This is a genomic window from Nocardia sp. JCM 34519.1 (genome assembly GCF_020361265.1).
Lineage (GTDB): Bacteria > Actinomycetota > Actinomycetes > Mycobacteriales > Mycobacteriaceae > Nocardia > Nocardia arthritidis_A.
The window spans coordinates 199,173-224,728 of sequence record NZ_JAIRBR010000009.1; the positions used below are offsets into that span (position 1 = coordinate 199,173).

General features: G+C 66.0%; 24 protein-coding genes. 17 read left to right on the top strand and 7 right to left on the bottom strand.

Annotation, left to right across the window (positions count from 1 at the left end; all coding sequences use genetic code 11):
* Positions 1–3: 3 nt before the first annotated feature.
* The 4 genes from LGY53_RS23120 (at position 4) to LGY53_RS44470 (ending at position 2,468) form a co-directional block, all read left to right on the top strand.
* The gene (locus LGY53_RS23120; protein ID WP_225728775.1) at positions 4–201 is read left to right on the top strand and encodes a hypothetical protein; all 198 of its coding nucleotides are present in this window, start codon (positions 4–6) and stop codon (positions 199–201) included.
* A gap of 202 nt (positions 202–403) precedes the next feature.
* Positions 404–1,258: a polymorphic toxin type 34 domain-containing protein gene (locus LGY53_RS44185; protein WP_225728776.1), complete on the top strand. Its 855-nt coding sequence runs from the start codon at positions 404–406 to the stop codon at positions 1,256–1,258.
* 59 nt (positions 1,259–1,317) lie between these two features.
* Positions 1,318–2,115, top strand: a complete 798-nt coding sequence (locus LGY53_RS23130; RefSeq protein WP_225728777.1) for a HEAT repeat domain-containing protein — start codon at positions 1,318–1,320, stop codon at positions 2,113–2,115.
* A 35-nt stretch (positions 2,116–2,150) separates the two neighbouring features.
* Positions 2,151–2,468, top strand: coding sequence for a trypsin-like serine protease (locus LGY53_RS44470; protein WP_225728897.1), 318 nt, complete (start codon positions 2,151–2,153; stop codon positions 2,466–2,468).
* Positions 2,469–3,093: 625 nt separating this feature from the next.
* On the opposite strand, the gene LGY53_RS23140 is transcribed toward LGY53_RS44470, so the two are convergent.
* Positions 3,094–3,300, bottom strand: a complete 207-nt coding sequence (locus LGY53_RS23140; protein ID WP_225728778.1) for a hypothetical protein — start codon at positions 3,298–3,300, stop codon at positions 3,094–3,096.
* 95 nt (positions 3,301–3,395) lie between these two features.
* Between LGY53_RS23140 and LGY53_RS23145 the strand changes: the two genes are divergently transcribed.
* Positions 3,396–3,878, top strand: a complete 483-nt coding sequence (locus LGY53_RS23145; protein ID WP_225728779.1) for a hypothetical protein — start codon at positions 3,396–3,398, stop codon at positions 3,876–3,878.
* Positions 3,879–3,893: 15 nt separating this feature from the next.
* Here the strand turns inward: LGY53_RS23145 and LGY53_RS23150 are convergent, their stop codons facing one another.
* The gene (locus LGY53_RS23150; protein ID WP_225728780.1) at positions 3,894–4,529 is read right to left on the bottom strand and encodes a LysE family translocator; all 636 of its coding nucleotides are present in this window, start codon (positions 4,527–4,529) and stop codon (positions 3,894–3,896) included.
* A 547-nt stretch (positions 4,530–5,076) separates the two neighbouring features.
* On the opposite strand from LGY53_RS23150, the gene LGY53_RS23155 reads away from it, so the two are divergent.
* The 6 genes from LGY53_RS23155 (at position 5,077) to LGY53_RS23180 (ending at position 13,426) form a co-directional block, all read left to right on the top strand.
* A complete protein-coding gene (locus LGY53_RS23155; protein WP_225728781.1) occupies positions 5,077–9,024 on the top strand; it encodes a Pls/PosA family non-ribosomal peptide synthetase in 3,948 nt (1,315 codons plus the stop codon).
* Entirely contained in the window at positions 9,021–9,776 is a 756-nt protein-coding gene (locus LGY53_RS23160) for a BPL-N domain-containing protein (protein WP_225728782.1), read from the top strand. The genes LGY53_RS23155 and LGY53_RS23160 overlap by 4 nt, the downstream gene beginning before the upstream one ends.
* Positions 9,773–11,005 (top strand): heparan-alpha-glucosaminide N-acetyltransferase domain-containing protein, encoded by a 1,233-nt coding sequence (locus LGY53_RS23165; protein ID WP_225728783.1) that lies wholly within the window; start codon positions 9,773–9,775, stop codon positions 11,003–11,005. The genes LGY53_RS23160 and LGY53_RS23165 overlap by 4 nt, the downstream gene beginning before the upstream one ends.
* Positions 11,002–11,781 (top strand): BPL-N domain-containing protein, encoded by a 780-nt coding sequence (locus tag LGY53_RS23170; RefSeq protein ID WP_225728784.1) that lies wholly within the window; start codon positions 11,002–11,004, stop codon positions 11,779–11,781. The genes LGY53_RS23165 and LGY53_RS23170 overlap by 4 nt, the downstream gene beginning before the upstream one ends.
* A 14-nt stretch (positions 11,782–11,795) precedes the next feature.
* Positions 11,796–12,299, top strand: a complete 504-nt coding sequence (locus LGY53_RS23175) for a hypothetical protein (RefSeq protein WP_225728785.1) — start codon at positions 11,796–11,798, stop codon at positions 12,297–12,299.
* 461 nt (positions 12,300–12,760) lie between these two features.
* The gene (locus LGY53_RS23180; RefSeq protein ID WP_225728786.1) at positions 12,761–13,426 is read left to right on the top strand and encodes a S1 family peptidase; all 666 of its coding nucleotides are present in this window, start codon (positions 12,761–12,763) and stop codon (positions 13,424–13,426) included.
* Positions 13,427–13,518: 92 nt separating this feature from the next.
* On the opposite strand, the gene LGY53_RS23185 is transcribed toward LGY53_RS23180, so the two are convergent.
* From LGY53_RS23185 to LGY53_RS23205, 5 genes are all read right to left on the bottom strand, one after another.
* Entirely contained in the window at positions 13,519–15,318 is a 1,800-nt protein-coding gene (locus LGY53_RS23185; RefSeq protein WP_225728787.1) for an amino acid adenylation domain-containing protein, read from the bottom strand.
* A gap of 91 nt (positions 15,319–15,409) precedes the next feature.
* Positions 15,410–16,324, bottom strand: coding sequence for a hypothetical protein (locus LGY53_RS23190; RefSeq protein WP_225728788.1), 915 nt, complete (start codon positions 16,322–16,324; stop codon positions 15,410–15,412).
* The gene (locus LGY53_RS23195; protein ID WP_225728789.1) at positions 16,287–16,988 is read right to left on the bottom strand and encodes an alpha/beta hydrolase; all 702 of its coding nucleotides are present in this window, start codon (positions 16,986–16,988) and stop codon (positions 16,287–16,289) included. The genes LGY53_RS23190 and LGY53_RS23195 overlap by 38 nt, the downstream gene beginning before the upstream one ends.
* A complete protein-coding gene (locus LGY53_RS23200) occupies positions 16,985–17,269 on the bottom strand; it encodes a phosphopantetheine-binding protein (RefSeq protein WP_225728790.1) in 285 nt (94 codons plus the stop codon). Before LGY53_RS23200 ends, LGY53_RS23195 begins: the two co-directional genes overlap by 4 nt.
* Positions 17,270–17,273: 4 nt before the next feature.
* Positions 17,274–18,614, bottom strand: a complete 1,341-nt coding sequence (locus LGY53_RS23205) for a TrpB-like pyridoxal phosphate-dependent enzyme (RefSeq protein ID WP_225728791.1) — start codon at positions 18,612–18,614, stop codon at positions 17,274–17,276.
* Positions 18,615–19,643: 1,029 nt separating this feature from the next.
* On the opposite strand from LGY53_RS23205, the gene LGY53_RS23210 reads away from it, so the two are divergent.
* The 6 genes from LGY53_RS23210 (at position 19,644) to LGY53_RS23235 (ending at position 25,551) form a co-directional block, all read left to right on the top strand.
* Positions 19,644–20,798, top strand: a complete 1,155-nt coding sequence (locus LGY53_RS23210; RefSeq protein WP_225728792.1) for an acyl-CoA dehydrogenase family protein — start codon at positions 19,644–19,646, stop codon at positions 20,796–20,798.
* A gap of 14 nt (positions 20,799–20,812) precedes the next feature.
* The gene (locus tag LGY53_RS23215) at positions 20,813–22,348 is read left to right on the top strand and encodes an AMP-binding protein (protein WP_225728793.1); all 1,536 of its coding nucleotides are present in this window, start codon (positions 20,813–20,815) and stop codon (positions 22,346–22,348) included.
* Complete coding sequence (locus LGY53_RS23220) at positions 22,293–22,553, top strand: hypothetical protein (RefSeq protein ID WP_225728794.1); 261 nt, start codon at positions 22,293–22,295, stop codon at positions 22,551–22,553. Before LGY53_RS23215 ends, LGY53_RS23220 begins: the two co-directional genes overlap by 56 nt.
* Complete coding sequence (locus LGY53_RS23225; RefSeq protein WP_225728795.1) at positions 22,550–23,590, top strand: C45 family peptidase; 1,041 nt, start codon at positions 22,550–22,552, stop codon at positions 23,588–23,590. The genes LGY53_RS23220 and LGY53_RS23225 overlap by 4 nt, the downstream gene beginning before the upstream one ends.
* A gap of 10 nt (positions 23,591–23,600) precedes the next feature.
* Positions 23,601–24,488, top strand: a complete 888-nt coding sequence (locus LGY53_RS23230) for a dihydrodipicolinate synthase family protein (RefSeq protein ID WP_225728796.1) — start codon at positions 23,601–23,603, stop codon at positions 24,486–24,488.
* Between the two features lie 139 nt (positions 24,489–24,627).
* Entirely contained in the window at positions 24,628–25,551 is a 924-nt protein-coding gene (locus LGY53_RS23235) for an EamA family transporter (protein ID WP_225728797.1), read from the top strand.
* Positions 25,552–25,556 lie beyond the last annotated feature (5 nt).

The window sequence follows — 25,556 nt, forward strand, 5'->3', positions numbered from 1 at the left end:
CGGGTGGCCATCAACGTCGACCCGCAAACTTATTATGACGCCGCCGCTAAATGCGCGAAGATAAACAGCGAGATCCTTTCCGCCTTATCGGCGTTGTGGAACTCGCCGCAGAACTCCAGCCAAATGGCGGGTAGTTATGACAAGGCGGCCGGTTGGGCTTCCGGGTACGACGAGAACACGGCCGATATGCTCAGTACCTGAGCCTCATTGACGAATGCCCTCGCAAATTTCTCCAATATTTTGAACACTGCGGGAGACAATTGGGCGTACTCGAATTGGAATGCAAATCCGGATCCAGCGAAGGGCCCGGCCCTTCCATGTCCCGCAGGGTGTGGTTTTCCAAAATGACATAAAGCCTCCTCCATCGGCTTTCGGCGGCTCAGCCAAAGGGCTTGATACCAGTGTGCCCGGACTTCTGGATCAGATCGGCTACACGGTGCCAAACGGCGATACGGATCGCTTGAAATCCGCAGCCGGCGCATGGAAGACATTCGCTGAAACGTCAGCTGTCAAGAACGCCGCCGACGGGATAAAAGCGATCATCACCGATATCCACTCGGCGAACACCGCTGCACCGGATGTAGCCGATGTCGAGACGCACCTCACCACCCTGTCGAACGGCGCAGCCGCTATCGCCTCGGTATCGGTGTCGCTTTCCGGTGCGGTAGCTGAGTACTATACGAACTTGGTGGCGTTCAGATCCGACCTCGACGGTCACGTCAACAGCCTGATGAAAGACCTGTTCTGGATCGCCATCGGTACTGCGGCCGCTGTTGCGCTGACCGAGATCCTGACAGCAGGCTTGGCAACCCTGGGGCCAGCCGAGGCAGAGGCCGCCGCAGGGACGGCCGCGGGAACCGCCGCGGTAGCGACTGCTGCCACACGGATTCGGAATCTGTGGAACATCTGCCGGTTGTTCCAGACGCTCGAAGTCGGGGTTGGAATTGCTGAAGCCATCAATGCTGTCAACCCTCTCGATATCCAGTCCAAATTGGACGAGATCGCATCGCTCGTTGCCGCTACCGTTGCCGGCGTTTTTGTCGCCGAAATGGCAAAGGGCGGAAAGCAGAACGGCGGCGACACGGGAATCGAGGATGAGATGCGTGCGTTGATTGCCGCCGGCGCGGCGATCGGCAACTGTGCTGCTCTGGCGAAACTATGGGATCAAGCAAAAGGGGATAACGCACGGCGGCAGCGGATCAAGCGCACGCAGAAGAAGTACGATTGTCGTCACTCCAGTGGCGGCGGTGGTCGATAGTGTATGCGCTGCCGACACAGCCCGTGCCGCTCGGCCGTAGTCGAAGAATGTGAGGACAGGTGGACGGCGGAAGTTCCCCTCTCGATTCGGCACTCGTCTCAGGCGATCCGGATCAGCAGGTCGACGCATTGATCGAACTGATCAAGGGTGGCGATGGCGCCGCGGTTGCCAAAATTCTGCCTCTCGTCGATTCGGACGATGCCGCGGTTCGTAGCGAAGCGGTGCGTGCGATCGGCTACCTGGGTATCGCGCAGGCGCCGGTTATCGGTCCGGTGCTGATGCGGATGCTGTCGGATTCGGATGAGATGGTTCGTAACGAGGCAGCAGAGGCACTCGGCATCGTTCGGTATCAGCCCGCGGGCGACGCACTGGTGTCACTGTTGGGCACCGAACAGTCGTGGATGGTTCGAGCTTCGATCGCCGAGGCGTTGGGTGCCTACCCCGGACAGGCGGCCGCCGCGCTGGTCCGGTGCGTGCGCGAGGTCGACGAATTCGGGGAGGTGCGGCGCTACGCGATAGGCTCACTCGCCCGCACCGGCGACCTCACCTGTGCCGAAATGTCCACTCTGGTAGCCGAATTCGGACACGAGCCGGAGATCGGGCCCCAACTGCGCATCGCCGCATACCGATTGGGCGATCAAACACAGCTCGACGAGATCGCCGCTGACGCGGCCCGACTGGACGAGGACGAATCGGCCCGCCTCCTCAACGACATCGAAGATCTACTGCGGAGCCCGCAACCACCAACACTTCCGGAAGACGCTGCGCGCATCGAGACCATTCTCAATGTGGTCGCGATGCGCTGGCCGCTCTACTCGCGGCAAGCCGGGGCCATCCGCGACAAACTCCCGAAATAGGCAATTCCCCGGGGTCGTGGGCCAGTTCCCTGGGTCTGCCTGCCCATAACAGCGCCAGCGGCGAGCGGACCGGAGCCTGCCGGGGCGACGACGGCGGTCCATTGGTCGCGTACAAGGTCCTGATCGGCCTCTACTCCTGGCGCAACGGCTGCGGCACGCGAGGCTATCCCGATATCTACACCCGAATCGGCGACCTGCGCACCTGGATCGACAACAACCGCAGCGGACAACCGCACAAATCTGGCACGAACACAGCATGCCGCCGGGCGATCCGGACCTCGGAGGGTTCTGGTCCGGACCTGTCGGCGTCGGCTGGATCGGGAAATTTGCTGCCGATTTTCCGATGGCGGTAACATCTGCTGTTGTCGATCTGATAAGATGAATATCCGCATTGCGTACAATGCAATTCGCAAGCTCGTTGGAAGGATCTGGCAAATGGATGTCAATAATACGGAAGGCGCCCTTATCTGGCTCGTGATCCTCGCGCCCCTCATAGCGATAGGAGGGGTTTATGCCCTGTTCAACGGCATAGGTCATGTGTTGGGGCTCAACTGATACAACTGCGATGACGGGTGACTCGGACGCCTTGCCGTCGAGTCTGGGATCAGCTGTGTCTCTGAATTATCCGCTGCCCGGCCTCTGCTGAGATATCCATGTCTCTAGATTCTGGATACGGAAGCCGAGTACGTTTTTCTGAATATATTCAGCACCGGTGTCGATAATATATTCTCGATACCGTCCGGTCGCGAGTTGAAGGCACTCCGTCCGACCGTCGAACGGAGATGCCGACCACCTGACCGAACATCGGCGCCAGCTCATGCCGGGCCGCATGCGAAACATGGCTGTAGACAGCACTTCTCACCGACGGCGCATCCGAGTTCGGTGGTGCCTCAGGATGTCGATGGGTTCGCGCTCTGGCTCGCGCATTCGGCGGCGTGGCGGCGGCGCGCGATATTCGAGAAAAGACATACGCGTGTTTCAGCCCCCGTCGCGGCCGACCACAATGAAGTCGACCCCGTAGTCTCCGCGCTCGATTCCCTTGGCGCACAGCGCCTCCCCGACGCGCAGGCCGTAGTCGATCAGTAACCCCCGGTAGGGGTCGGCCGCGGGGAACGTGGCGCCGAGATAGGTCTGCCCGTTGGCGGCGAGCAGCTGCTCGTGGGTACTCGACCTGTTTCTCCGCATTCGCCATCACGGGTGCCGCATTCGGTGGCCCTGGAGCGTGATGCGGCCGTTGGAGTACGATCACGTTGCACGTCAACAGGATTGGGGGCAGGTTCGTGACGGAGCCGACGCGGCCGATCGTGAGGCAGCCGAGCAGCGGTGTGCCGCAGCCGATTCCGGCCGACCCGCCGATGGTCGCGCCTGGCTCTATGCCGGACGGGGTCCTGGAGTGGTCGACGGCGTTCAGTGCGACGGCGCCGGTGGCGACGATCTTCGGGAAAGCATTTTTGGAGGCGCTGGCCAAGCGGACCGCCGAGAGTGTGGCGGGGATGCCGGGAAAACTGCGTCAACGCTGGTTTCGGAGACCAACGCAGAACACGGGCACCGATGAGCTGTCCACCGTGATCGATATCGGGGACGCGAATTCCGCGGCCATCCTGGTGACTGCCGATCTGCCTGATGAAGCGCGGCTCGCGCTGCTCGATCTCGATCCCACCGCCCCTTCGCTGCACGGCAAGGTCCTGGGCTGGAATGTCGAACTCCAGCAGTGGGCGCCCGTGAATCCGCCCGCATCCCAGGTGACCCCACCGAGTCACTAGCAGAACTGGTTCGGTTCAGTTGGTTCCGGAGAATGCCACGCTGGTGCCGACTCCGATGATCATCAGTCCGCCGGTGCTGCCGATCGCCTCGAGGCGGCGCGGTGAGCGCGCGAACCATGTTCGGGCGGTGGCGGCGAGCAGTGCCCACAGTCCGTCCGAAAGTGCTTGGATCACCAGGAAGATGAGGCCGAGTATCAGCAGTTGGGCTGGCAGCGAACCGGATTCGGGCGCCGTGAACTGCGGGAGTACGGCGCCGAAGAAGACCATCGTCTTCGGGTTGGTGGCGCCTACCACGAATCCCTGCCGCAGGACCCGCTTGGCATCGGCGTCCGGGACTTCGGCGGCCAGCGCCGCCACCAGTTTCTTGCGGTGCCGGATCGTCGCGATGCCCAGATAGATCAGATACGCGGCCCCTGCGATCTTCACGATGAAGAACAACGCCGCCGAGGCGGTCAACACCGCACCCAGCCCCAGGGCCACCGCCAGCAACGGCACGAGCGATCCGGCGACGGTGCCCGCCACCGACAGGATGGCCGACCGACGCCCCAGCGCCAGCGCCCGCCCGATGGCGAACAGCACGTTCGGGCCCGGTATGACGATGATGATGAGCGCGGCGAGCGCGAAGGCGGCCGCATGTGAAACAGGCACCACCTCGGCAGCGTAACCCCTTACCACCGGATGATCGAAGCGAATTGCCTTGGTGAGGTTCCCCTCTCACGAAGTTGCTGGAGACATCTCGCAGTCCACGGCGATTGTCCAGCTACCGAATGTGAAAGAAATTCCAAACGAAACGGACATTTCGGAGTGAGGCGGTAACATGACCGAATTGCCGGACTGTTCCGGCACACGAGGGCCAACCGCGCACATTCGGTCGTCATCGCACGTGATCACAACGTACAAACTGTCAAGAATTCGGCTCGGTGCGTTCCTTGAATTGTCGCCGAAGCGGCGGTAACCACACCTCCCCAGATAGGTTGCCGCACAGGGAAATCTGTCCCGCACAGCTGGTTCCCCAATAGCGCTCTTTGTTAGATTCCGTAACACAAACGTCAGCCCAGGCGAAACCCGTTGCAACATAAGTCGTTTCGCAGCAGGGGTGAGTGCCGTTAAGGACTGGGTGGTTGGTTTGGGGGACATGGACGCGATCGACAGACGGATCGCGGTCGCGGGCAACAATGGGGCTCATCGTGCGCGACGAATGCATCATCTGTTCGAGGCCAGCTGTGACGCGGCGCCGGACGCGATCGCGGTGGACCGGGACGGCACGACCTACAGCTACGCCGAATTGGACGCACGCGCGAACAGATTGGCGCATCACCTGCGCGAACTGGGCGTATCCTCGGGCACCCGGGTCGCGATCCTGTTGCCGCGCTCGGAACAGACCTATGTCGCGTTGCTCGGCATCGGCAAGGCGGGCGCGACATTCGTACCCATAGATCCGGGTGCGCCGCCCGACCGTGTCGCCTACATCATCGAGGACGCCGCGGTCGCGGTGGTGGTGACCTCGACCGAATTGGACTCCGCGCTGGCCGGACTGGACCGCGTCGTCGTGCGGGTCGACGCGGATGCGGAGCGGATCGCGGCCGCACCGTGCGGCAGGCCCGAGCCGTTGGCGGACGATGTCGCGGACCCGGTGGCCTATGTCATGTACACCTCGGGTTCGAGCGGCAGGCCGAAGGGTGTGTTGATCGCCCAGTCCAGCATCTGCAATTTCCTCGATGTGGTGCCCGAGGTGTACGACGTACGCCCCGGTGACCGGGTGTACCAGGGCATGACCATCTCGTTCGACTTCTCCATCGAGGAGATCTGGCCGACCTTCGCCCGCGGCGCGACGCTGGTTGTCGGACCGACGGATTCGCGCCGCCTCGGCGCCGAGCTCGCCGATTTCCTGGAGTCGTCCGGGGTGACGGTGCTGTACTGCGTGCCGACCCTGCTGGCGACCCTCCCGCGCGAATTGCCCGCCATCCGAAGCATTCTCGTCGGCGGCGAGGCCTGCCCCGGTCAATTGGTCGAGCGCTGGGCCGGATCCGGCCGCCGCATGCTCAACACCTACGGTCCGACCGAGGCCACCGTCACCGCGACCGTCGGCGTGCTGCTGCCGGGCCGCACGGTGACCATCGGGCGGCCGCTGCCGACCTACTCGGTGGTGCTGCTCGACGATGATCGAAATCCGGTGCCGGACGGGGAGATCGGGGAAATCTGCATCGGCGGGCCCGGGGTGGCGCTCGGCTATGTCGGCAGGCCCGACCTCACCGCCGAGAAATTCATCGACCACCCGGCGGCGCCGGACGGAAAGCTGTACCGCACCGGCGATCTCGGCCGCATCGACGCCGATGGCGAGATCGAGTACCACGGCCGCGCCGACGCCGAGGTCAAGATCCGCGGGCATCGCATCGATCTCGGCGAGATCGAATCGGTGCTGCTGGAGGACAAGTCGATCGCCGAAGCGGTGGTGGCGACGACGGCGGGCGACGGTGGCCCGGACCTGGCGGCGTATGTGGTGCTGGCGGACGACGCACCGGTCGAGGACGATCTGCGGGCCCGGCTGCATCAGCGCATGCGCGAGCGACTGCCCGCCTACATGGTGGCGTCCTATGTCGAACTGCTGCCGGCGCTGCCGACGATGCCGTCGGGCAAGGTCGACCGCAAACAGCTGCCCGCGCCGTCCGGACACCGCTTCGTCGGATCCGGGCCGGTGGTCGCGCCCGCAAGCCCGGCCGAGGAGAGCATCCGCGATATCTGGGCCGACGCGCTCGGCCTGCCCGCCGAGGCGGTTTCGGTGACCGCCGACTTCTTCACCGACCTCGGCGGGCATTCGCTGCTGGCGGCGCGCACGGTGACGCTGCTGCGGTCCAGCGGGGTCGCACCGCACGCCGCCCTGCGCGATCTCTACCGGTATCGCAACGTACGCGCGATGGCCGGGCAACTTCCCGAAGCCGAACCGGTCGCGGCCGAGGTGGCTTCGAAACCGTTGCGGCACAGCAATATCGCGGTGGCCCGCGGCGGACTGGCACAGGCGGCGGCGCTGTACCTGCTGCTGTTCGTGATCACGCTGCCGGTGGTGTACGTGTACACCGTCAACGACGGTGATGTGTCGTTCGAGGTGCTGGGGCAGCTGCTGGTGGCGATCCTCGTCGCCTACCTGAACGTGCGCTGGGTGGTCCCGGTGCTGCTCGGCAGACTGCTCGTCGCGGGTATCCGGCCGGGCCGATATCCGTTGTGGGGCTTGACCTATCTGCGCATCTGGACGCTGCACCTGCTGCTTTCGGTCGGCCCGCTGCCGGTGCTTTCGGGTTCGCCGCTGGCCAATGTCTATCTGCGGCTGCTCGGCGCGCGGATCGGGCGCGGCGCCCATATCGCCACCGCGACGGTCAGCCTGCCGACGATGCTCGATATCGGTGCGGGCGCCGCCGTCGGCTACGGGGTGACCATGCTGCCGTGGCGGGTCGAGGACGGCTGGGTGGTGGTCGCACCGATCACCGTCGGCGCGGACGCGTTCGTCGGCGCGCACGCGATGCTGGATCCGGGCGCGACGGTCGAGGCGGGCGGCGCGCTCGGCGAGCAGTCGGCGCTGGGCGCGGGGCAGACCGTGACGGCGGGCAGCCGCTGGGCGGGTTCGCCCGCCACCGTCACCGATCGATTGTCCGATACGGTCGAAACGTTGCTGGCCATCGAGCCGGACCGCACGCCGTGGACGGCGGCGCAGCTGGCGGCCATCGGATTCGCCGCCTTCGTCGTCGAAGTGGCCGCGATCGCGATGATCGTGCCCGCGACGGCCTTCGTCTGGTGGGCGCTGCTGCGGTTCGACATCCTCGTCGGGCTGCTGTCCACGCTGATCGTCGGGCCGATCTTCCTGGTGACGGTGTGCGCGGTGGTGGCGGCGGGCAAACTGCTGATCCTGCCCCGGCTGCCGATCGGAATCCATTCCGCGCGTTCCGGATTGGGCATCAGGAAATGGGTGGCGGACAAATTGTTCGAGTACAGCCTGGAATTCACCAACTCGCTGTACGCCACCCTGTACACGGTGCCGTGGCTGCGGTTGCTCGGCGCCAGGATCGGCCGCGGCTCGGAGGTGTCGACCGTCGCGCACCTCGATCCGGATCTGCTGGAACTCGATGCGGGCACCTTCGTCGCCGATATGGCCAGCGTGGGTGCGGCCACCTTCGCACACGGCCGAATCGCCTTCGCGCCCACCACCGTTGGGCTGCGCTCGTTCATCGGCAACGCGGCCGTCGTCGCCGCCGGGTCGACCATCGGCGCGGGCGCGCTCGTCGGGGTCGGCACGCTGCCGCCGGAATCCGGTGTGCCGGACGGGACTTCGTGGCTCGGCTCACCCGCGATGCATCTGCCGGTGCGGCAGGATTCCGGCGATTTTCCGGAGGCGGCGACCTATGACCCGCCGGCACGGCTGGTGCGTCAGCGGCTGGCCATCGAATTCTTCCGCGCGACGCTGCCCGCGACCGTGCTCGGCACCGGGTTCTACCTGTACCTGTGGACGCTGTCGGGGCTGGCGCACGGCAATGACATCGGCCTGCCCGCGGTGCTGTCGCCGCTGGTCGCCGGGGCCGTCGGCGTCGCGATCGCCGGCTACTGCGCGGCGGTGAAGCGCAACGTCATCGGGCGCTACCGGCCGCGGGTCGAGCCGCTGTGGGATACGTTCGTGCGCAAGAGCGAATTCGTCACCGGTCTGTACGAGGCGGCGGCCGTGCCCGCCTGCCTGGCCCTGCTGACCGGGACTCCTTTCTTACCGATGATGCTGCGCTGGTTCGGCGCCGATATCGGCAAGCGCACCTGGATCGGCACCACCTACCTCACCGAATTCGACCTGTGCGTCATCGGCGACGATGCCGCCGTCGGACTGGAAGTGTCGCTACAGACCCATCTTTTCGAGGACCGGGTGATGAAGATGTCCACCGTCACCATCCGGCCCGGCGCGACCGTCGGCACCCGCGCCATCGTGCTCTACGACGCCGTCGTCGGCGATGACGTGGTGCTCGACTCGCTATCGCTGCTGATGAAGGGCGAACACCTCACCCCGGCCACCCGCTGGGGCGGCATTCCGGCGCAGCCGCGGGCGGCCGTCATCCAGAACATCCGCGAAACCATCGGCGGCGCACCGCAACTCGCGGGTGCGGCCGCCGGATGACCACATCCGACGACTGCGAGCAATCCATGAATCTGTTTCGACACTTCCGATCCGACGCCGAATCCGCAAGGCCCATCGCACTCGTCTACCGCGGCCCGGCCACCCTGCCCGGCTGCCCGGAGGCGGCCGCCGCAGTGCTGGCCGCCTCCCGCTGGAACTTCGACATCCGGTTCATCGGCCCGCGCGAACACCTCCGGTTCGGCGACTCCGCCATGACCGGGGCCGCGATCTACGTCCAGCCCGGCGGCGGCGAACTCGAGCCCGCCTATCGGCACCTGAAGTCGCATCGCGGCGAAATCCGCCACTTCGTGCGCGACGGCGGCGGCTATCTCGGATTCTGCCTGGGCGGCTATTTGGCAGGCGCCACACCGGGATTCGATCTACTGCCCGGGGATACCGACCGCTATATCGATACCAGGGGCGCCACCGTCGACCACGACGACGACACCGTGATCTCGGTGCGGTGGCGCGGCCAGCGCAGGCAGCTGTACTTCCAGGACGGCCCGATTTTCGATATCGAAACCGACGGCGGCACACAGGTTCTGGCCACCTACACCAACGGAACCATCGCCGCCGCGGTCACCGAATTCGGCCGAGGGCGGGTCGGTGTGTGCGGACCGCATCCAGAGGCGACCAGTGACTGGTTCACCGATGCGGGCCTGCGCGATCCGGGCCGGGGCGCGGCCGATCCGCATATCGCCTACGGGCACGACCTGGCCATCGATCTCGTCGATACGGTGCTGACCCGATGACCCTGACCATTCCCGCACCGGTCGAATCCCCTTCGCACACGGGCACTTCCGCCATCCGGCTGCGCGGTGTCGATGCCGCCCGCGGTATCGCGCTGATCGGCATGATGGCCGTGCACGTGCTGCCGGACGCCACCGTGGACGGCGACCCGACCTGGAGCTTCACCCTTTTCGGCGGCCGCGCCTCCGCGCTGTTCGCCACGCTGGCCGGGGTATCCATCGCCTTGATCACCCGCAGAAGGCGGGTCCGGCTCGCCGACGGCGCGGGCACGGCCGCCGGGCTCGCGGCGCGCGCGGGCGTCGTCGCCGTGATCGGATTGCTGCTGGGCTATACCGATCCCGCGCTCGCGACGGTCATCCTGCCGTACTACGCCGTGATGTTCCTCGCGACGATTCCGCTGGTATTCCTGCCCACCTGGGGTGTCGCGCTGGCCGGGCTCGGCTTCGTCGCGGGCGCGCCGGTGGCCACCCACCTGCTCCTGGACCGGCTCCCCGACTCCACCGGCGACAACTTCGGTTTCACCGATCTGATCACCCGCCCCGTGCAGCTGCTCTCCGAAATCACTGTCACCGGCGAGTTTCCGGCGCTGACGTGGATGGCCTATCTGTGCGCCGGGCTGGTGATCGGCAGGCTGACCCTCACCCGGTTGCGCACCGCGCTGGCGCTCACCGCGATCGGCATCACGATAGCTGTTGCGGCGCACGTACTTTCGCTCGAACTGCTCGGCACCTACCACGGCATCGACCACATCCTGGCGGCCCAGCCCGGCAGCGATCGCACCCTCGACGAAACTCAGGAACTACTCGACTTCGGCGCCGACGGCACCGTGCCGAACAGCACCTGGTGGTGGCTGGCCGTCGATCTGCCGCACACCGGCGCGCCGCTGGATCTGCTCACCACCATCGGGGCGGCCTACGCCGTAATCGGTGCGATGCTGCTCGCCGAACACCTCTCCGCGAAGCGCGTTGTCACAGCCATCCAGGTGCCGCTGGCCGCCGCGGGCCGGATGACGCTGACGCTCTACACGCTGCACCTGGTGTTCATCAACTCCGATTACGACCGCTATTCGCGCCCCGTCAGCTTCGTGATCCAAACCGCCGCAGTGCTTTTCCTCGGATTGGCCTGGACGACGACCGCGGGGCGCGGACCGCTGGAATCCCTCGTCACCACCGCGGCACGACGCGCTTCGGCGGCCGTGCGCCGCACCCGATCGAGCGAGCCCGCGCCGTGATCCGCCGCCGCACCTTCCTGATCGCCACCGCCGCCGTCACCGGGACGGCGGCGGCCGGTGGCGCGGCCGTCTACGAAACCTATCGCCACCGCGAGCCGGATCCGCTGGCGCTGGTGTATCGCGGCCCGGCGAGTAAACCCGGCTGCCCGGAAGCGGTGGCCGCGCTGCTGTCGTCCACCGCCACCGCGCTGCGGGTCGCCTATGTCGGCCCGCGCGAACAGCTTCCGTTGACTGCCGAAACACTCTCCAGCGCAACGATTTTCGCGCAGCCCGGCGGCGGTGAGGTGGAGGACGCGTGGCCGAGCCTGCGCGCACACGCCGAACCCGTGCGGGACTGGGTCCGCGCGGGCGGTATCTATCTCGGGTTCTGCCTCGGCGCCTATCTGGCGGGCAAACTCGGGTACCGGCTGCTGGACGGTCACGTCGATCAATACATCAGCACACCGCACGCCATCGTCACCTCCACCCGCGACACGGTGATCCCGATCGACTGGCGCGATCGGCGCTACCGCCTGTTCTTCCAGGACGGTCCGGCTTTCCGGCTCAACGCGGCCGCGCCCGCGTTGCGGCTGGCCACCTACACCACCGGCGAGCCCGCCGCACTCGTCACCACCTGCGGCAAGGGGCAGCTCGGTCTGGTCGGCCCCCATCCCGAGGCCGACAAGACCTGGTTCCAGCCGCCCGAGCTCTCCCCCGAGGGTGCGATCCACCCCGAACTCGGGCACGACCTCATCGAATCCGCCCTCACCCCACTGCAATCCGCCCCACCCGTCTGAGGAAACAGGAAGCCATGTCCAGTAACCGAGCCATTCCCCAATGGCTGAAGAGCACCTCCCGGGTGACCATCGCGGTCGCCGTCCTGCTCGCGGTTCCCGGAATCGCGCTCGCATTCGGCCTGTCCGCCTATTCCGCGTCGACGGCGCACCGGGCGCAGGCGCCCACCGGCTCGGCGCTGGCCGCCGCCCGCGCCGGGGTGAACGCCTGCCCCGAAACGGCGCTGTGGACCTCCGCGCCGAACGGCCGCGGCATCCGCGTCAACATGCGCAATATGACGAAGCCCGGCCGGGTCACCGTCACGGTGCTGCACGATTCGGACCGGGTGGCCGTCCGCACGAAAGATATTGCGGCGGGCCAGAACAGCATCGAGGTCGACTTCCACAAGATCTACCCCGATACGGTCGACGCGGTCTTCATGCAGACGACGTCGAACGACAAGTGCGAGCTGGATTCCCTCGACGACGCGCGGGCGCCCGGCCCATCGACGACACCGGAGGCTACGCCGCCGGGCCGCTGAAGCCCGCGCCGTTCGTTTCGGCGTCGGCTGGCTCGGAGTACGGGTCGGTGCGGGCGACCGTTCTCGATCGCACCGTCCGCCTCCGGAATCTGAGCATTAACTGAATATTTGCCCATATTCATGATGGTCATTCGTTCAGTTATCCTGCGTCTACCCTCGAGGCTTCCAATAGGAAGCAATGTTCAACCAAATCCCCTTTAGGTCCAGGAAAACCCCACGTCAACCCAGAGGCAGACCCATGCCGAAATGCAATACATGGGACCTTTTGCAGAATTGCCTATCAATTGCTAACTTGGGGCGATAACTGCCATGGCGAGACATATCGTGGCCATGGCGGCCGGAATGTGGGAGACATCACCCGTGCGCAAATCTGGCAGAGTCCGCGTTCCGCGGATAGATCGAGTCGGCACCGCGGGACGACTGGACGCGGTGGCGAACTAGCACAAGAGATTGGAAGACCAATGCATCGTAAGTCTGTAAAAGAAACTGCGGCAATAGTTTTCGGCCTTCTGGCCATCTTGGTGCTCGGTTCGGCCGTCGCGGATGCGCAGCCCGGTCCGCCGGTGATCGGCGGCGGATCCGGAATCGTCATCGACGACAAAGCGCTGTGCACCGTCACCACGGTCGGGCACGACGCGCAGGGCAGGCTGGTCGGCTTGACGGCCGGGCACTGCGGTGGCGTCGGCGCCGCGATCTCCGCCGAGGCCGACCGCGGCGCGGGACGCATCGGGCATGTCGCCTACACCAACCCCGATCTCGACTACGGGATCATCGAATTCGAACCCGGCACGATAATCCCGGTGAACCGCATCGGCAACGTCACCATTACCGGAATCGGTGCGCCGCCGGACTTTCCGGAGGTCGCGTGCAAAGAGGGCAGGACCACCGGCAACACCTGCGGAATCAGTTGGGGTGACGCGCAAGCCGGTGCGCAAACCTGGACGCAGATGTGTGTCGTCGAAGGCGACTCGGGCAGTCCGGTCGTCGTCGGCACCAACCTTGTCGGCATGGTGAACGCCTATCTCGGCGTGCCCTGCCTCGGACCCGAGGTGGGCACGAATATGTCGGCCATCGTCGCCGATCTGAACGGACGTGGCGTGATCGGTTCCGGCTTCCGGCCCATCTAGCTCCTAGGCCGAAACCTGGCCGCTCCGAACGGATTCGGACTCCGGCGAGTCGGTGCGGACGCGACCATCCGCGCCCGGGACATCGGCGATCCTCACCCGACCTCGATCGGGGTGGCGGCCGCGGCCATCGCCTCGACGGTGGGATGGTTGACCACCCCGCACGGCAGTATCTTCAGACCGGCCTGTTCGCGGGCGAGCTGGATGAGATCCATTGCGCGGATGCTGGTTCCGCCGAGTTCGTAGAAATTGCTGTACACGGTGATCTCGGCGTCGTCGAACAATTGGCGGAAGATCGAGCACAGCGCTTCCTCGGCGGGTGTGCGCGGCGGCCGGGCGGGCCGCGGCGCGGGAACCGTCGGATCGGGCAGTGCGGCGCGATCGGCCTTACCGTTCGGGGTGAGCGGAATGGCATCGATCATCGAATAGACCGAGGGAACCATGAAGGCGGGCAGATAGCGAACGGCGTGCTCGCGCAACGCATCCGGTGTCGGCGCGGCGCCGTTCGCCGGTACCACGTAGGCGACGAGCCGTGCGTCGTTATCACCGTCCCCGCGCACGACGGCCACGACGTGGCCGACATCCGGGTGCGTGCCGAGCACGGCCTCCACCTCGCCGAGTTCGATCCGGAATCCACGCAGTTTGACCTGGTTGTCCAGCCTGCCGTGGAATCGGATGGCGCCGTCCGCGCGCCACGCCGCGAGATCACCGGTCCGGTACATTCGCGCGCCCTCCCCGCCGAACGGATTCGCCACGAATCGTTCCGCGGTGCGGCCCGGCTGCCGGAGATAACCTCGGGCCAATCCGACTCCGCCGATGTACATTTCGCCCGCGTCGCCGGGCGGCACCGGGCGCAGCTGGTCGTCGAGGATGTACACCGACGCGCCCGGTATCGGGCGGCCGATGGTGACCTCCTCCTTGCCGTCGAGCGCATCGCTCGTCGACGCGCACACCGTGGCCTCGGTCGGGCCGTACGAATTGATCACCCTGCGTCCCTGCGCCCAGCGGGCGAGCAGATCGGGCGGGCACGCTTCACCGGCCAGTACCAGCGTCCGCAGGTCGGGAACATCCGACGGCGATACCGTCGCGGCCGCCGCCGGTGGCAGCACCGCATGGCTGATCGCATTGTCCCGCAAGGCTTTTGTCAACTGCTGGCCGACGAGGGTGGCGCCGGCGGGCACCACGAGCACGGCCCCGGCCGCGAAGGTGCCCAGCAGCTCGGTCAGGAAGGCGTCGAAGCTCGGCGACATGAATTGCAGCACCCGGCTGTCCGAAGTGACCTGCAGCGACGCGACTTTCACCGCGGCGAGCCCGGCCAGCCCGGCGTGCGTGACGGCGACGCCCTTCGGCCGACCGGTCGATCCGGACGTGTAGATCACGTACGCGAGATTCGCGGTGGACCCCCTGCGGCCGACGATATCGGCGCCGTCCAGCGCGGCGAGCGCGGCGGCCTCCTCGGTGCCGTCCAACATGATTCGGCGGACCGGCGGGTCGTCGGGCAGGTTCCTGGTGGCGGCGCTCGTCGTGCACAGCAGGGCGGGCGCGGCATCGGCCAGCATCGCGTGCACCCGCTCGGCCGGGTACCGGATATCGATCGGCAGGAAGGCCGCGTCGGCCTTCGCGACGGCTATCACGCCCACCACCATGTGGACCGAGCGGGGCAGCGCGAGCGCGACCATGCGTTCCGGGCCCGCGCCGCGCTCGATCAGCAAGCGGGCCAGGCGGTTCGCCCGTTCGTTGGCTTCGGCGTAGGTGAGGGTTTCCTCATCCGACACGATCGCGGTATTGCCCGGGTAGGCCCGGACCGTGCGCTCCCAGAGTTCGGCGAGGGTGGTCGAACCGCTTGCGCTTTCCCAACTTTCCCGCGCATCCAGCATGCCGACGTCGTGTGTCATGGCATCCTCCAAATATCTTGTGACACAACGTGTATGAGTTCGCCTCGCCTATCCGCACCAATTCCGTGGCAGCACATCGAAATAGCCGAGATCAAGGATCGAGCACCTGGGCCAGGATGCTCACGCGCGATCCCGGCACGCTCGAAGTCAGCAGGACGTATTCGCCGGGCCGCGTGCCGTCCGTACGCTGCCGATCGACGAGATTCACCAGCGGGTCCGCGCTGAAGCAGTGTCCCCGGTTCGCGATATTCCGCAGATACAACTGATCGGGCCGGAAGCCGGATTGGCCTTCGCTCATCCGGACGATCGGCACGAACAGATTCGGTGGCAGCACAACGGATATCTCGTCCGGCCGGACACCGCACCGTCGGGTGATCCCGTCGGCGGCGACGCGGCCGAGCCGCCCGCTGAACCGCCCCATCGCGTCGAAAGCCGAAGGGTCGAGCGCGGATCCGGTCGCGATGATGGCCAGATCACCGGGCCGTGCGGTGACGAGGCAGCTGGCCGCACCGTCGCTGAACAGTGCGAACTGCTGAAACCGCTTCTCCTCGTCCGTGATTCGGTCGCTCACGATGACGAGTACGCTCTCATACGTCCCGGAGGCGACGAGCCGGTCCGCGAGATGCACCGCGGACAGCAGGGTATTGCACCGCCCCAGCGTCACGCCGATGACGAACGCGTTCTCCAGGCCGAGCGTTTCGAGCACCACCCGGCAGTAACTGGCATGGCAGTCCACGCTCGACGGGAATTCCGCGGCGCAGAGGATGACGGCGTCCACATCCGTACCGGCGCATCCCGTCATCGTCAGTGTGCGGCGCGCCGATGCCACCGCGAGGTCCGCGCGATCGCGATCGGATTTGAAATACCGCCCCCAGCCCCATGTTTCGGCGTCGTCCAGCATCTCGTAGCTGACGATCTTCTCCGCGAAACGATGGGCGCCGCGGTAGCCGACCGCATGCTCGCCGAGTTCATAGGATGCTCCCCGAACCGATACCCGGACGTTCACGACACCTCCCTCCGAACCCCTGATCCAACGTAATTCGAAGCCACGCAACGACATCGGCCACCATGTCCGGCGTGATGTCGTGCCCGCCGCGGTATTCGCGATAGGTCAGGCGGGCTCCCATGTCTTCCAGCAGGTCTCGCGCGTTCCGGCCCTTGTCGATCTTCACGATGGGATCCGAGATGCCGTGGCCGACGAATATGGGCATGCCATCCAGGTCCGGACGTTCCGGTAGCAGGGCCAGCGTTTCGGGAAGGATGCGCCCGTTCACCACCGCGCAGCCGGCTATCAGGTCGGGTCGCAGCAGCGCGACGCTCAACGCCATCATCGCGCCCTGGCTGTGGCCGAACAGGAAAAGTGGCTCGTCCCTGCGGGTTTCGTCGAGGTATGCGATCAGCGCCGCGCGGCTGCGGCGTTCCTCCTCCATCACTATCGCGACGCTGCCGTCCGGAAGATCCTCGTAGCCGAACCACCGGTAAACTGCGGGCCCCATCCGGAAACCCGCTCGGACCGCCGCCACCGACCAGTCGATATCCGATCGCGGCCACAGATCGAGGAGATGGCCGTGATATTTGCCGAAGCCGTGCAACAGCACGACGGCGGGTGCGCCCGCTACCCGCTCCTCGGCGACGGCGAGCCCCGTATGCAGCTGCCGGACGTTCGTCACCTGCGCTGCTCCGCCAGCATATGTTCGACGAGATCGACCACCGAGCCCACCGAGCTCAGCGCCGCGTCGGCGACGGTTCGGTCGTCGAAGACGATGCCCAGGCTGTCCTCGATCCGCACCAGTGCCTGCAGCATATTCAGCGAGCTGATGCCGAGGCCCGCGCCACCGATGGCCGTCTCGTCGTCGACGAGCGCGGCGGCTTGCTGATCCGGTTTGGTCGCCAGCAGCGCCGAGACCACCGTGGCGCGAATCTCTTGTCTGCTGAGGGTTTTCGGTTCCACTGCCTTATCCGTTCAGTTGCGGAAGCTGGGCCAGGGACCGGCGAATCTCTTCGTCGGACACCGGCATGTCCTGCATGGTTCCGTTCAGGTACGCCTCGTAGGAGGCCAGGTCGAACAGGCCGTGACCACTGAGGCAGAACAGGATCACCGGGGCGGCGCCTTCCGCGTCCGCTTGTTTGGCCAATTCGATCGCCGCGTGGATGGCGTGCGCCGATTCGGGCGCGGGCAGTATGCCTTCGAGTCTGCTGAAGAGCACTCCGCTGGCGAAGACATCCAATTGGGGATACGCGAGCGCCTCGACGATGCGGTGGTGGTATAGCGCGCTGATGATCTTCGAACAGGCGTGATAGCGCAGGCCGCCGACATGCCCGCCCGCCGTGGTGAACCGCGACCCGAGCGTGTACATCTTCTGCAGCGGCGATACGCCGGAGCCGTCGGTGTAGTCGTAGCAGTACCGGCCGCGCGTGAGCTTCGGGCACCGCTGCGCCTCGACGGCGATGCAGCGCACCTCGGCCTCCCCGCGCAGTTTCGCACCGATGAACGGCATGGCGATACCGCCGAAATTGCTTCCGGCACCGAGTGATCCGATCACGATGTCGGGCTGATTCGCCGGCCCGAGTTGTTCACGGGCCTCCTGGCCGACCACGGTGGAGTGGAGGATGGAGTACGCCTCCCCGCTGCCGACGCTCAACTGCGTCCCCGGATGCGCCAGCGCGTCCTCGAAGGCCTCGGTCACCGCGTAGGCGATATTCTCCGCATGGACCTCGCCCCGGCGCGCGGATGGCGCGGCATCGGGATGTGGGCTCGGGACGACCTCGGCGTCGTACATCCGCATGATCGTTTGGCGGTAGGGTTTTTCGCGGAAGCTCTTCGCGACCATGTAGACCTTGCAGGCCAGCCCGAATTGCTGGCACGCCACCGCAAGCGCGGTACCCCATTGGCCCGCGCCCGTGCCGGTCACCAGGCGCTGCGCCCCCGCGGCCGCGTAGTAATGCGCCTGCGCCACCGCCGAACAGAGCTTGTGGCTGCCGCTCGCGTTGCCGCCCTCGTACTTGTAGTAGATGCGTGCCCGGGTGCCGATGTGCTGTTCGAACGCCCGCGCTCGCCGCAGCGGCGTCGGGCGCCAGGACAGATATTTCTCGAAAACCGGCTCCGGAATGGGGATCAGCCGCTCGCGAGTCATGCTCTGCCGGACCAGCGCGAGCGGCAGCTGTAGTTTCATCGCATCCGGCTGGCCGGAACGGGCGGGCGGCGGAATATCGGGTGGCAGCTCGAACGGAATGTCGGCGAGAATGTTGTACCAATTTTTCGGCGCGTCGCCCGTGTTCGCGGAAGGTCTCGTCATCTGCGCCTTCACAGGGTTGGGATGATTCTTGGTTAATCCACGTCGATGCTATTCAATCCCGTTGTGCCGCATCAGTCAAGACGTTCACTGTGCGGGTGCCCCGAGTTATCGGGGCTACACAACCGGTAAAAGAATGATCGTTTGAATATACGTCCGGCTGCTATTTCAAGATCGCGGAAGGTTGCTCGCCGAACGAGGTCTACAGCGGTGTCGATACCGCTACCGATGCGGCGAGGTCGCGATGCCATGATTGCTCGATGCAGCTGGCGATCGGGTATATCTGTTGCCACCCAATCTGTTTCACGATCGAGGGCGGTTGACGGCGGCCGTTCGGCATCGTGACAGGACCCGTTGACACGATCATGGATGCCGACAGCCGCCGGAAATGCCGCTGGCCACAGGCGGATTCGGTCCTCGCCGTGTCCCGCCAGCCGGGACACGGATCGCGTGGACGACCACAACTCCTTCGTTGTGCGAACGATATGCTCCCCGCCGATTCGGAGGTCAGAAAAGAGCGAAAGTCAGTAGCGTGCAATGTATTAGACACCCACTCTCGGCATGTAGACCACACGAGACGGACGGCCGTACAGTTCAAGTCGGCCCAGCCTCCGCTGAAGTCGATGGTTGCGACCACGGAACCGCGCATCCATGAATCGACCTGGCAGCCAAGCCCTTTCAAGGAAATCCATCCACTATCATCGAGGCCGGAGACGAAACACCTTGCACCAGCAGCCAATTAAATCCCTTCCAGATGGTTGCATATCGTGATACACTGAACCAGCCCTCCGGAGAGGGACCGGTGGCGAGGCCGGTAGCACTTCTTTGCATTGGGGGACGTCGAGATCTTCAGCGGACGATAATCGAATTCGACACGCGTCGCCGAGCCATTTCCGGAGATTCGCTCCAGAGTCGTTGAGCGCATCCCGATTGTCGATGCGGTAAATAAGGATTACCACCCCGTCAAGAATCAAGACGAACTCGCGGACGAAACACGTACAATCCATTGACGATCAGAAATGGTCTGTAACCGTGCCCCTTCCGACCACGTTCGAGCCCGGCATACTCGAGCTCCCGCTGTTCGACGACGAACACCGGGCACTGGCCCAGCGGATCGAACGCTGGTGCGCCGAACGAGCCGATAGCTGGGCGCATCCCACCGAAATCGGTCCCGCGCAACGCTGCCGCGCCCTACTCGCCGACCTCGGCAAGTCCGGTTGGCTTCACCATCTACACCCCGAACACCGCGACGGCTCGGACCTCCGCTCGGTCTGCATCAGACGCCAGGCCCTCAGCTTCCACGAGGACCTGGCTGATTTCGTCTACTCCATCCAGGAACTCAGCGCCGCCGCCGTCATCCGCCACGGCACCGCCGAACAGCGCCGCAGATATCTGCCCGGCCTCGCCGCCGGAACCAGCGCCGGGGCGCTGGCCCTGTCCGAACCGGCAGCCGGCTCCGACCTCGGCGCGGTAACGCTCCAAGCCGCAACGGACGGAACCGGATTCGTCCTCAACGGCAGCAAAACCTGGATCGCCCAAGGCGATATCGCCGACCTGTGCGTCGTACTCGCCCGAACCGGCGACGGGCCAGGCCCTTTGGGGCTCACCGCCTTCCTCGTCGACGGCGGCACCCCCGGACTGAAGGCCGCGCCGATCAACGCGATCGCACCACGCTCCTGGGCCGAACTGACCTTCACCGACTGCCGCGTCGGACCGGACGCGATACTCGGCGAGCGCGGCCACGGCTACATAGTCGCCCTGGACGTGCTCGAACGGGCCCGCGTCACGGTCGCCGCCGCCGCCATCGGATTCGCCCGGCGCGCCTACCGATACGCGCTCGAACGGGCCCGCGGGCGGCGCGCCTACTCCGGCCGCCTCGCCGACCTACAGCTCGTCAAATCCGCGCTGTCGGCAATGGAGGTCAAGATCGCGGCCGCCTCGCTGCTGACCGCCCGCGCCGCCTGGTCCGCCGACAACGGCGCGGAATACGCCAAACACGCTGCGGTCGCGAAACTCAACGCCACCGAGGCGGCGGGCGAGATCGCCGACGCCGCGGTACAGATCTTCGGCGCCGCCGGGCTCGTCGCGGACAGCCCGGTCGAGCGGCTCTACCGCCAGGTCCGATCCCTGCGCATCTACGAGGGGCCGTCCGAGGTGCTCGAAATGATCATCGCCGACGCCCTGTGAACGAAGGGAGGCCAGTGACATCCGTCATCAACCACATCGTCACGCACCGGCCCGAACACGCCGGTGCCCTCACTGTCGCAAGCCTCGGCGGAACTCGGACGATGCCGCTCACCGAATTCCACGACCGGGCCCGAGCCGTCGCGAATGCCTTGCGGCGCAAGGGTATCAGCGAAGGCGATCGAATCGGGGTACTCGCCGCCAACGGCCTGGAATGGGCGCTGCTCGACCTCGCGGCACTGATGATCAAAGCGCAGACAGCGGGCTTCGAGCCGGGCAAGTTCACCGCGGGCGCCGACCTGATCGACCGCTACGGGCTACGAATGCTCTACTGCGACAAGGTGATCGACGCAGCGCCCGGCGTGCTGCCGATCGCCGAGATCTCCGCCTACGCCGACGAACCACCCGCCGAACTCGATCCGGTCGGATACGGCCCCCTGGAATGCACCACCGTCAAGTTCACCTCCGGCTCCACCGGAGTGCCGAAGGGGCTGGAGGCCACCGTCGGCAGCATCGACTCCAGCATCGAAGCCGTACAGGGCATCTTCGACCACCGCCCCGGTGACAACCTGCTCGTCTTCCTCCCGCTTTCGCTACTCCAGCAACGCTATTGGCTGTATTCCGCGCTGCGCTGGGGCCACGACATCACCATCACCAATTACCAGTCGGTGTTCGCGGTGCTACCCACCGTGCGGCCGACCGTCGTCATGGGCGTGCCCGGATTCTTCGACGCCGCCAAACGGCATATCGAAAGCCGTTCGGGCGACGGGGCCGCCGCCGAGGAACTGTTCGGCGACCGCATCCGCTACCTGTGGACGGGTTCGGCGCCCGCCGACCCCGCCGTGCTGCGGTTCTTCGACGACGCCGGGCTGCCGATCTTCGAGGGCTACGGCCTCAACGAAACCTGCATCGCCACCAAGAACCATCCCGGCGCGCACCGCCCGGGCAGCGTCGGTAAACCGTTGCCGGGCAAGAAGATCGTCATCGATGACGACGGCGTGGTCTGCGTCCGCAGCGATCATCCCGTCAACACCGCGTACACCTATGCCGCACCCGGCGACAGCGAGCGGATGTTCAAACCCGGCGGTGTGGTGCGCACCGGCGATCTCGGGCGACTCGACGAGGACGGCTACCTCTATATCCTCGGCCGATCCGATGACGTCATCGTCCTCGACAACGGTAAGAAGATCGTCGTGCGGCCCATCGAGACCCGATTCCGCGACACGGGCGCCGTCACCGAATGCGTTGTGTTCTGCCCGAATCAGACGGAACTGGTCGCCGTCGTCGTACCCGGCCCGGGCGGCGCCGCGGCCATCGCCGAGGCGCTGGACGCGGTCAACGCCGCGGGCGAACCCGACGAGCGCATCGCGCGGGCCGTCGTCGCCGACGAACCTTTCACCCTCGAAAACGGGCTGATCACCGGTCAATTCAAGCCGATAAGGAACCGGATCCGGGAACGGTACCGCGACCAACTCGACGACCAGAAGGAGGGCATCCATGCCGGCCGATCTCGACACCCTGGCCCGCGACCAGCTCGCGAAGGTACTGCGTAACGGTCCCGAACCCGCGGCGCTCGACCCGGACCTGGACCTGGTCGAGGCCTACGGACTCACCTCGCTCAACAAGATCTTGTTCCTGACCTCCCTATGTAAAGCGGCCGAGGTCGGGCTCGACCACTTCACCGAGGACGACCTCGCCCGGATGCGCACCCTCGGCGACGTCGTCACCGCACTCCGATCGAATGGGCGCGGCCGTTGACGCCGCTGCTCGAAATCGCCGGATCCGCCCGCACCCGTGGACTCACCCACGGGCAAGCCGTCGCCGGGCGACTGCGCGACTTCCTCGACGATTCGCTCGCCCGCCTCGGGCACCTGACCGATCGGCCGGTGAGCCTCGAATCGGTGCGGCCCCGCATCGCGGCCCATCGCGATGCGGTAATCACCGCGCTACCGGATCTGGCCGAAGAGGTCGACGGTCTGGCGATCGGCGCGGGCATCAGCCGGGACGAGGCGTGGCTGCTGCAACTGCGTCGCGAAATACTCGGCTACAACCGGATCACCGCGGGTGACTGCACCAGCTACGCGACGAGCCGCGGCGCGCCGGTGCTCGGCCAAACCATCGACCTGAACGGCAATCTCGACGATCAGATCGCGGTGCTGGCCGTCTCGGGTCCGCGCCACCGCTCGGTGGTGCTGAGCTTCGCCGGACTCCTCGGCTATCTGGGCGTCAACGACGCGGGGCTTGCCATCGGCCTCAATCTCGTCCTCGGCGGGAATTGGGGGCCGGGTGTACCGCCCTACCTGGCGATCCGGTATCTGCTCGACACCGCCGACAGCGTCGAGCACGCCGTCGCTATCCTGCACGACCTCCCGCTGGCGAGTTCGCGGGCCTTCCTGCTCTGCGACGCGGACCGCACCGTATGCGTCGAGGCATTGGCCTGCGAGCGGCGAATCCTGGAGGGAGACAAGCTGTTCCACACCAACCACTTCCTGCATCCGGATTTCGGGGCGCGCGACGAGCTGAATGTGTTCGCCGGGAACTCGTCCCGGCGGCGTCTCGAAGCGGTTCGCGCGGTTGGCATTCCGGCCGCGGATGACATCCGGGGGCATCACCGGCTGCTCGCCGCGGCACCGATATGCGTCCCGGACAACGGAGATATCCGCCGGGAACGGACCGTCGCCGCTGTGCTGCTGCGGCCGGATCTGGGCGAGCTGCGGCTGTGGCCCGGCGATCCATCGACCGCGAACGAGCACGTGTTTTCGGCGGCTCACCTGCCACATATTGTCGGGAATTGAAAGGATTTCCATGTTCACTGGTTTCAGCGCCTTTCCCCTCACCCCCACCGAAGGTGACGACGTCGACGAGAAACGATTCAGGCACCTCGTCACCCGGCTGGTCACGGCGGGCGTGGATTTGATCGGCGCGCTCGGCTCGACCGGAAACTATGCCTATCTCACCCGCGCGCAGCGCGAACGCATCGCGAAAATCGCCGTCGATGCCGCGGGCGACGTTCCGGTCATGATCAGCATCGGCGCATTGACCACGAAGGACGTTCTCTCGTTGGCCGAGGATGCGCAAAATGCGGGCGCATCGGCGGTGCTGCTCTCCCCCGTCTCCTACCAGCCGCTCACCGATGAGGAGGTATTCGGGCTGTACGAGGACGTCACAAGGGAATTGTCGGTGCCGCTGTGCGTGTACGAGAACCCGCGCACCACGAAGTTCACCTTCAGCGACGAACTGCACGGGCGGGTCGCGGAATTGCCGAATGTCGGCGCGGTGAAAACTCCCGGCGCCACCGCTGATCAGGCGGCCGCCCGAATTGCCGCGCTGCGCGCCGAGGTGCGCGGCGACGTCGCCATCGGCTTCAGCCTCGATGAATTCGGCGCGGGCGGCCTGATCGCGGGTGCCGATATGTGGTTCAGTGTCATCGGCGGCCTGCTGCCCGAGGAATGCCTGACGATCGTGCGAGCCATCGCGGACGGCGATACCGAGCGGGCCATGGCGTTGTCGGACCGGATGGAACCGTTCTGGGATCTGTTCCGCCGCTACGGGAGCCTGCGCGTCCTCACGGCCGCCGCCGCACAGCTCGGATTCCTGCACGCGCCGAACCTTCCCCGGCCACTTCGCGAACTTCCGGCGCCCGCCCGGCAGGAGGTGGCCAAGGCGCTCGACGCACTGGGCGTCCGGGTGTGACGCCCGTATTGAAAAGCGGTGGCGCACTGACAATTTCAGCCAGTGCGCCGAGCCGCCGGTACCGGTTGGGCGCAACCGTAAAGGAGCAATTCAACGTGAACGCGGATATGTCACGCGGCCGGCGATTCGGCGATACGGCGTGAAAGCCGGTCAGCGACTCCGCACCACCGGCGTGACCGCGCTGGCGCCCGCGTCCTGGGGCACCACGTATTTGGCGACAACCGAATGGTTGCCGCCGGATCGGCCGCTGCTGGCCGCCACCGTCCGCGCGCTGCCCGCCGGCCTGATTCTGCTGGCCTGCACTCGTACCTTGCCGCGCGGAATCTGGCTGTGGCGGTCGCTGATACTCGGGACGCTCAATATCGGTGCGTTCTTCTACCTACTGTTCGTCGCAACCTTTCAGCTGCCGGGCGGCATAATCGCGGTGATCATGTCGATGCAGCCGATGTTCGTCCTGATATTGGCTGCGCTGTTCATCGGGGACAAAATCCGGCCGGTGCATGTGGTGGCCTGCGCCCTCGGGGCGGGAGGCGCCGTACTCCTCGTATTCAAGGGAACGGTGGGACTGAACTTCGCCGGTGTCGCGGCGGCGCTGAGCGGCGCGATCTGCATGGCCACCGGCATTACGCTGACCAAACGATGGGGACGTCCGGATGGGGTCGGGTTGCTCACCTTCACCGGCTGGCAGCTCGTGGCGGGCGGAATCGTGCTGCTGCCATTCCTGCTGTGCGCCGAAGGCCTGCCGACCGCCATCACCGGGACGAATATCGCCGGATTCGCCTATTTCATCTTCATCGGCGCCGTGATCAGCTACGCGATCTGGTTCCGCGGCATCGGCGAATTGCCCGCGCTGGCAGTGTCCTTCCTTTCCCTCGGCAGCCCGATCGTGGCGACCCTGCTCGGATATCTGTTTCTGCATCAGACGCTGTCGATACTCCAGCTGATCGGAATTCTGGCGATCATCGGCGCCGCGCTGCTGGCCCAACCCCAATCGGCCGGGCCGCGCCCCCACGCCGTAACCGTCGGCGACCCCGCCATACCCGCGCGGCGGCGCCGCCTGTGACGCTC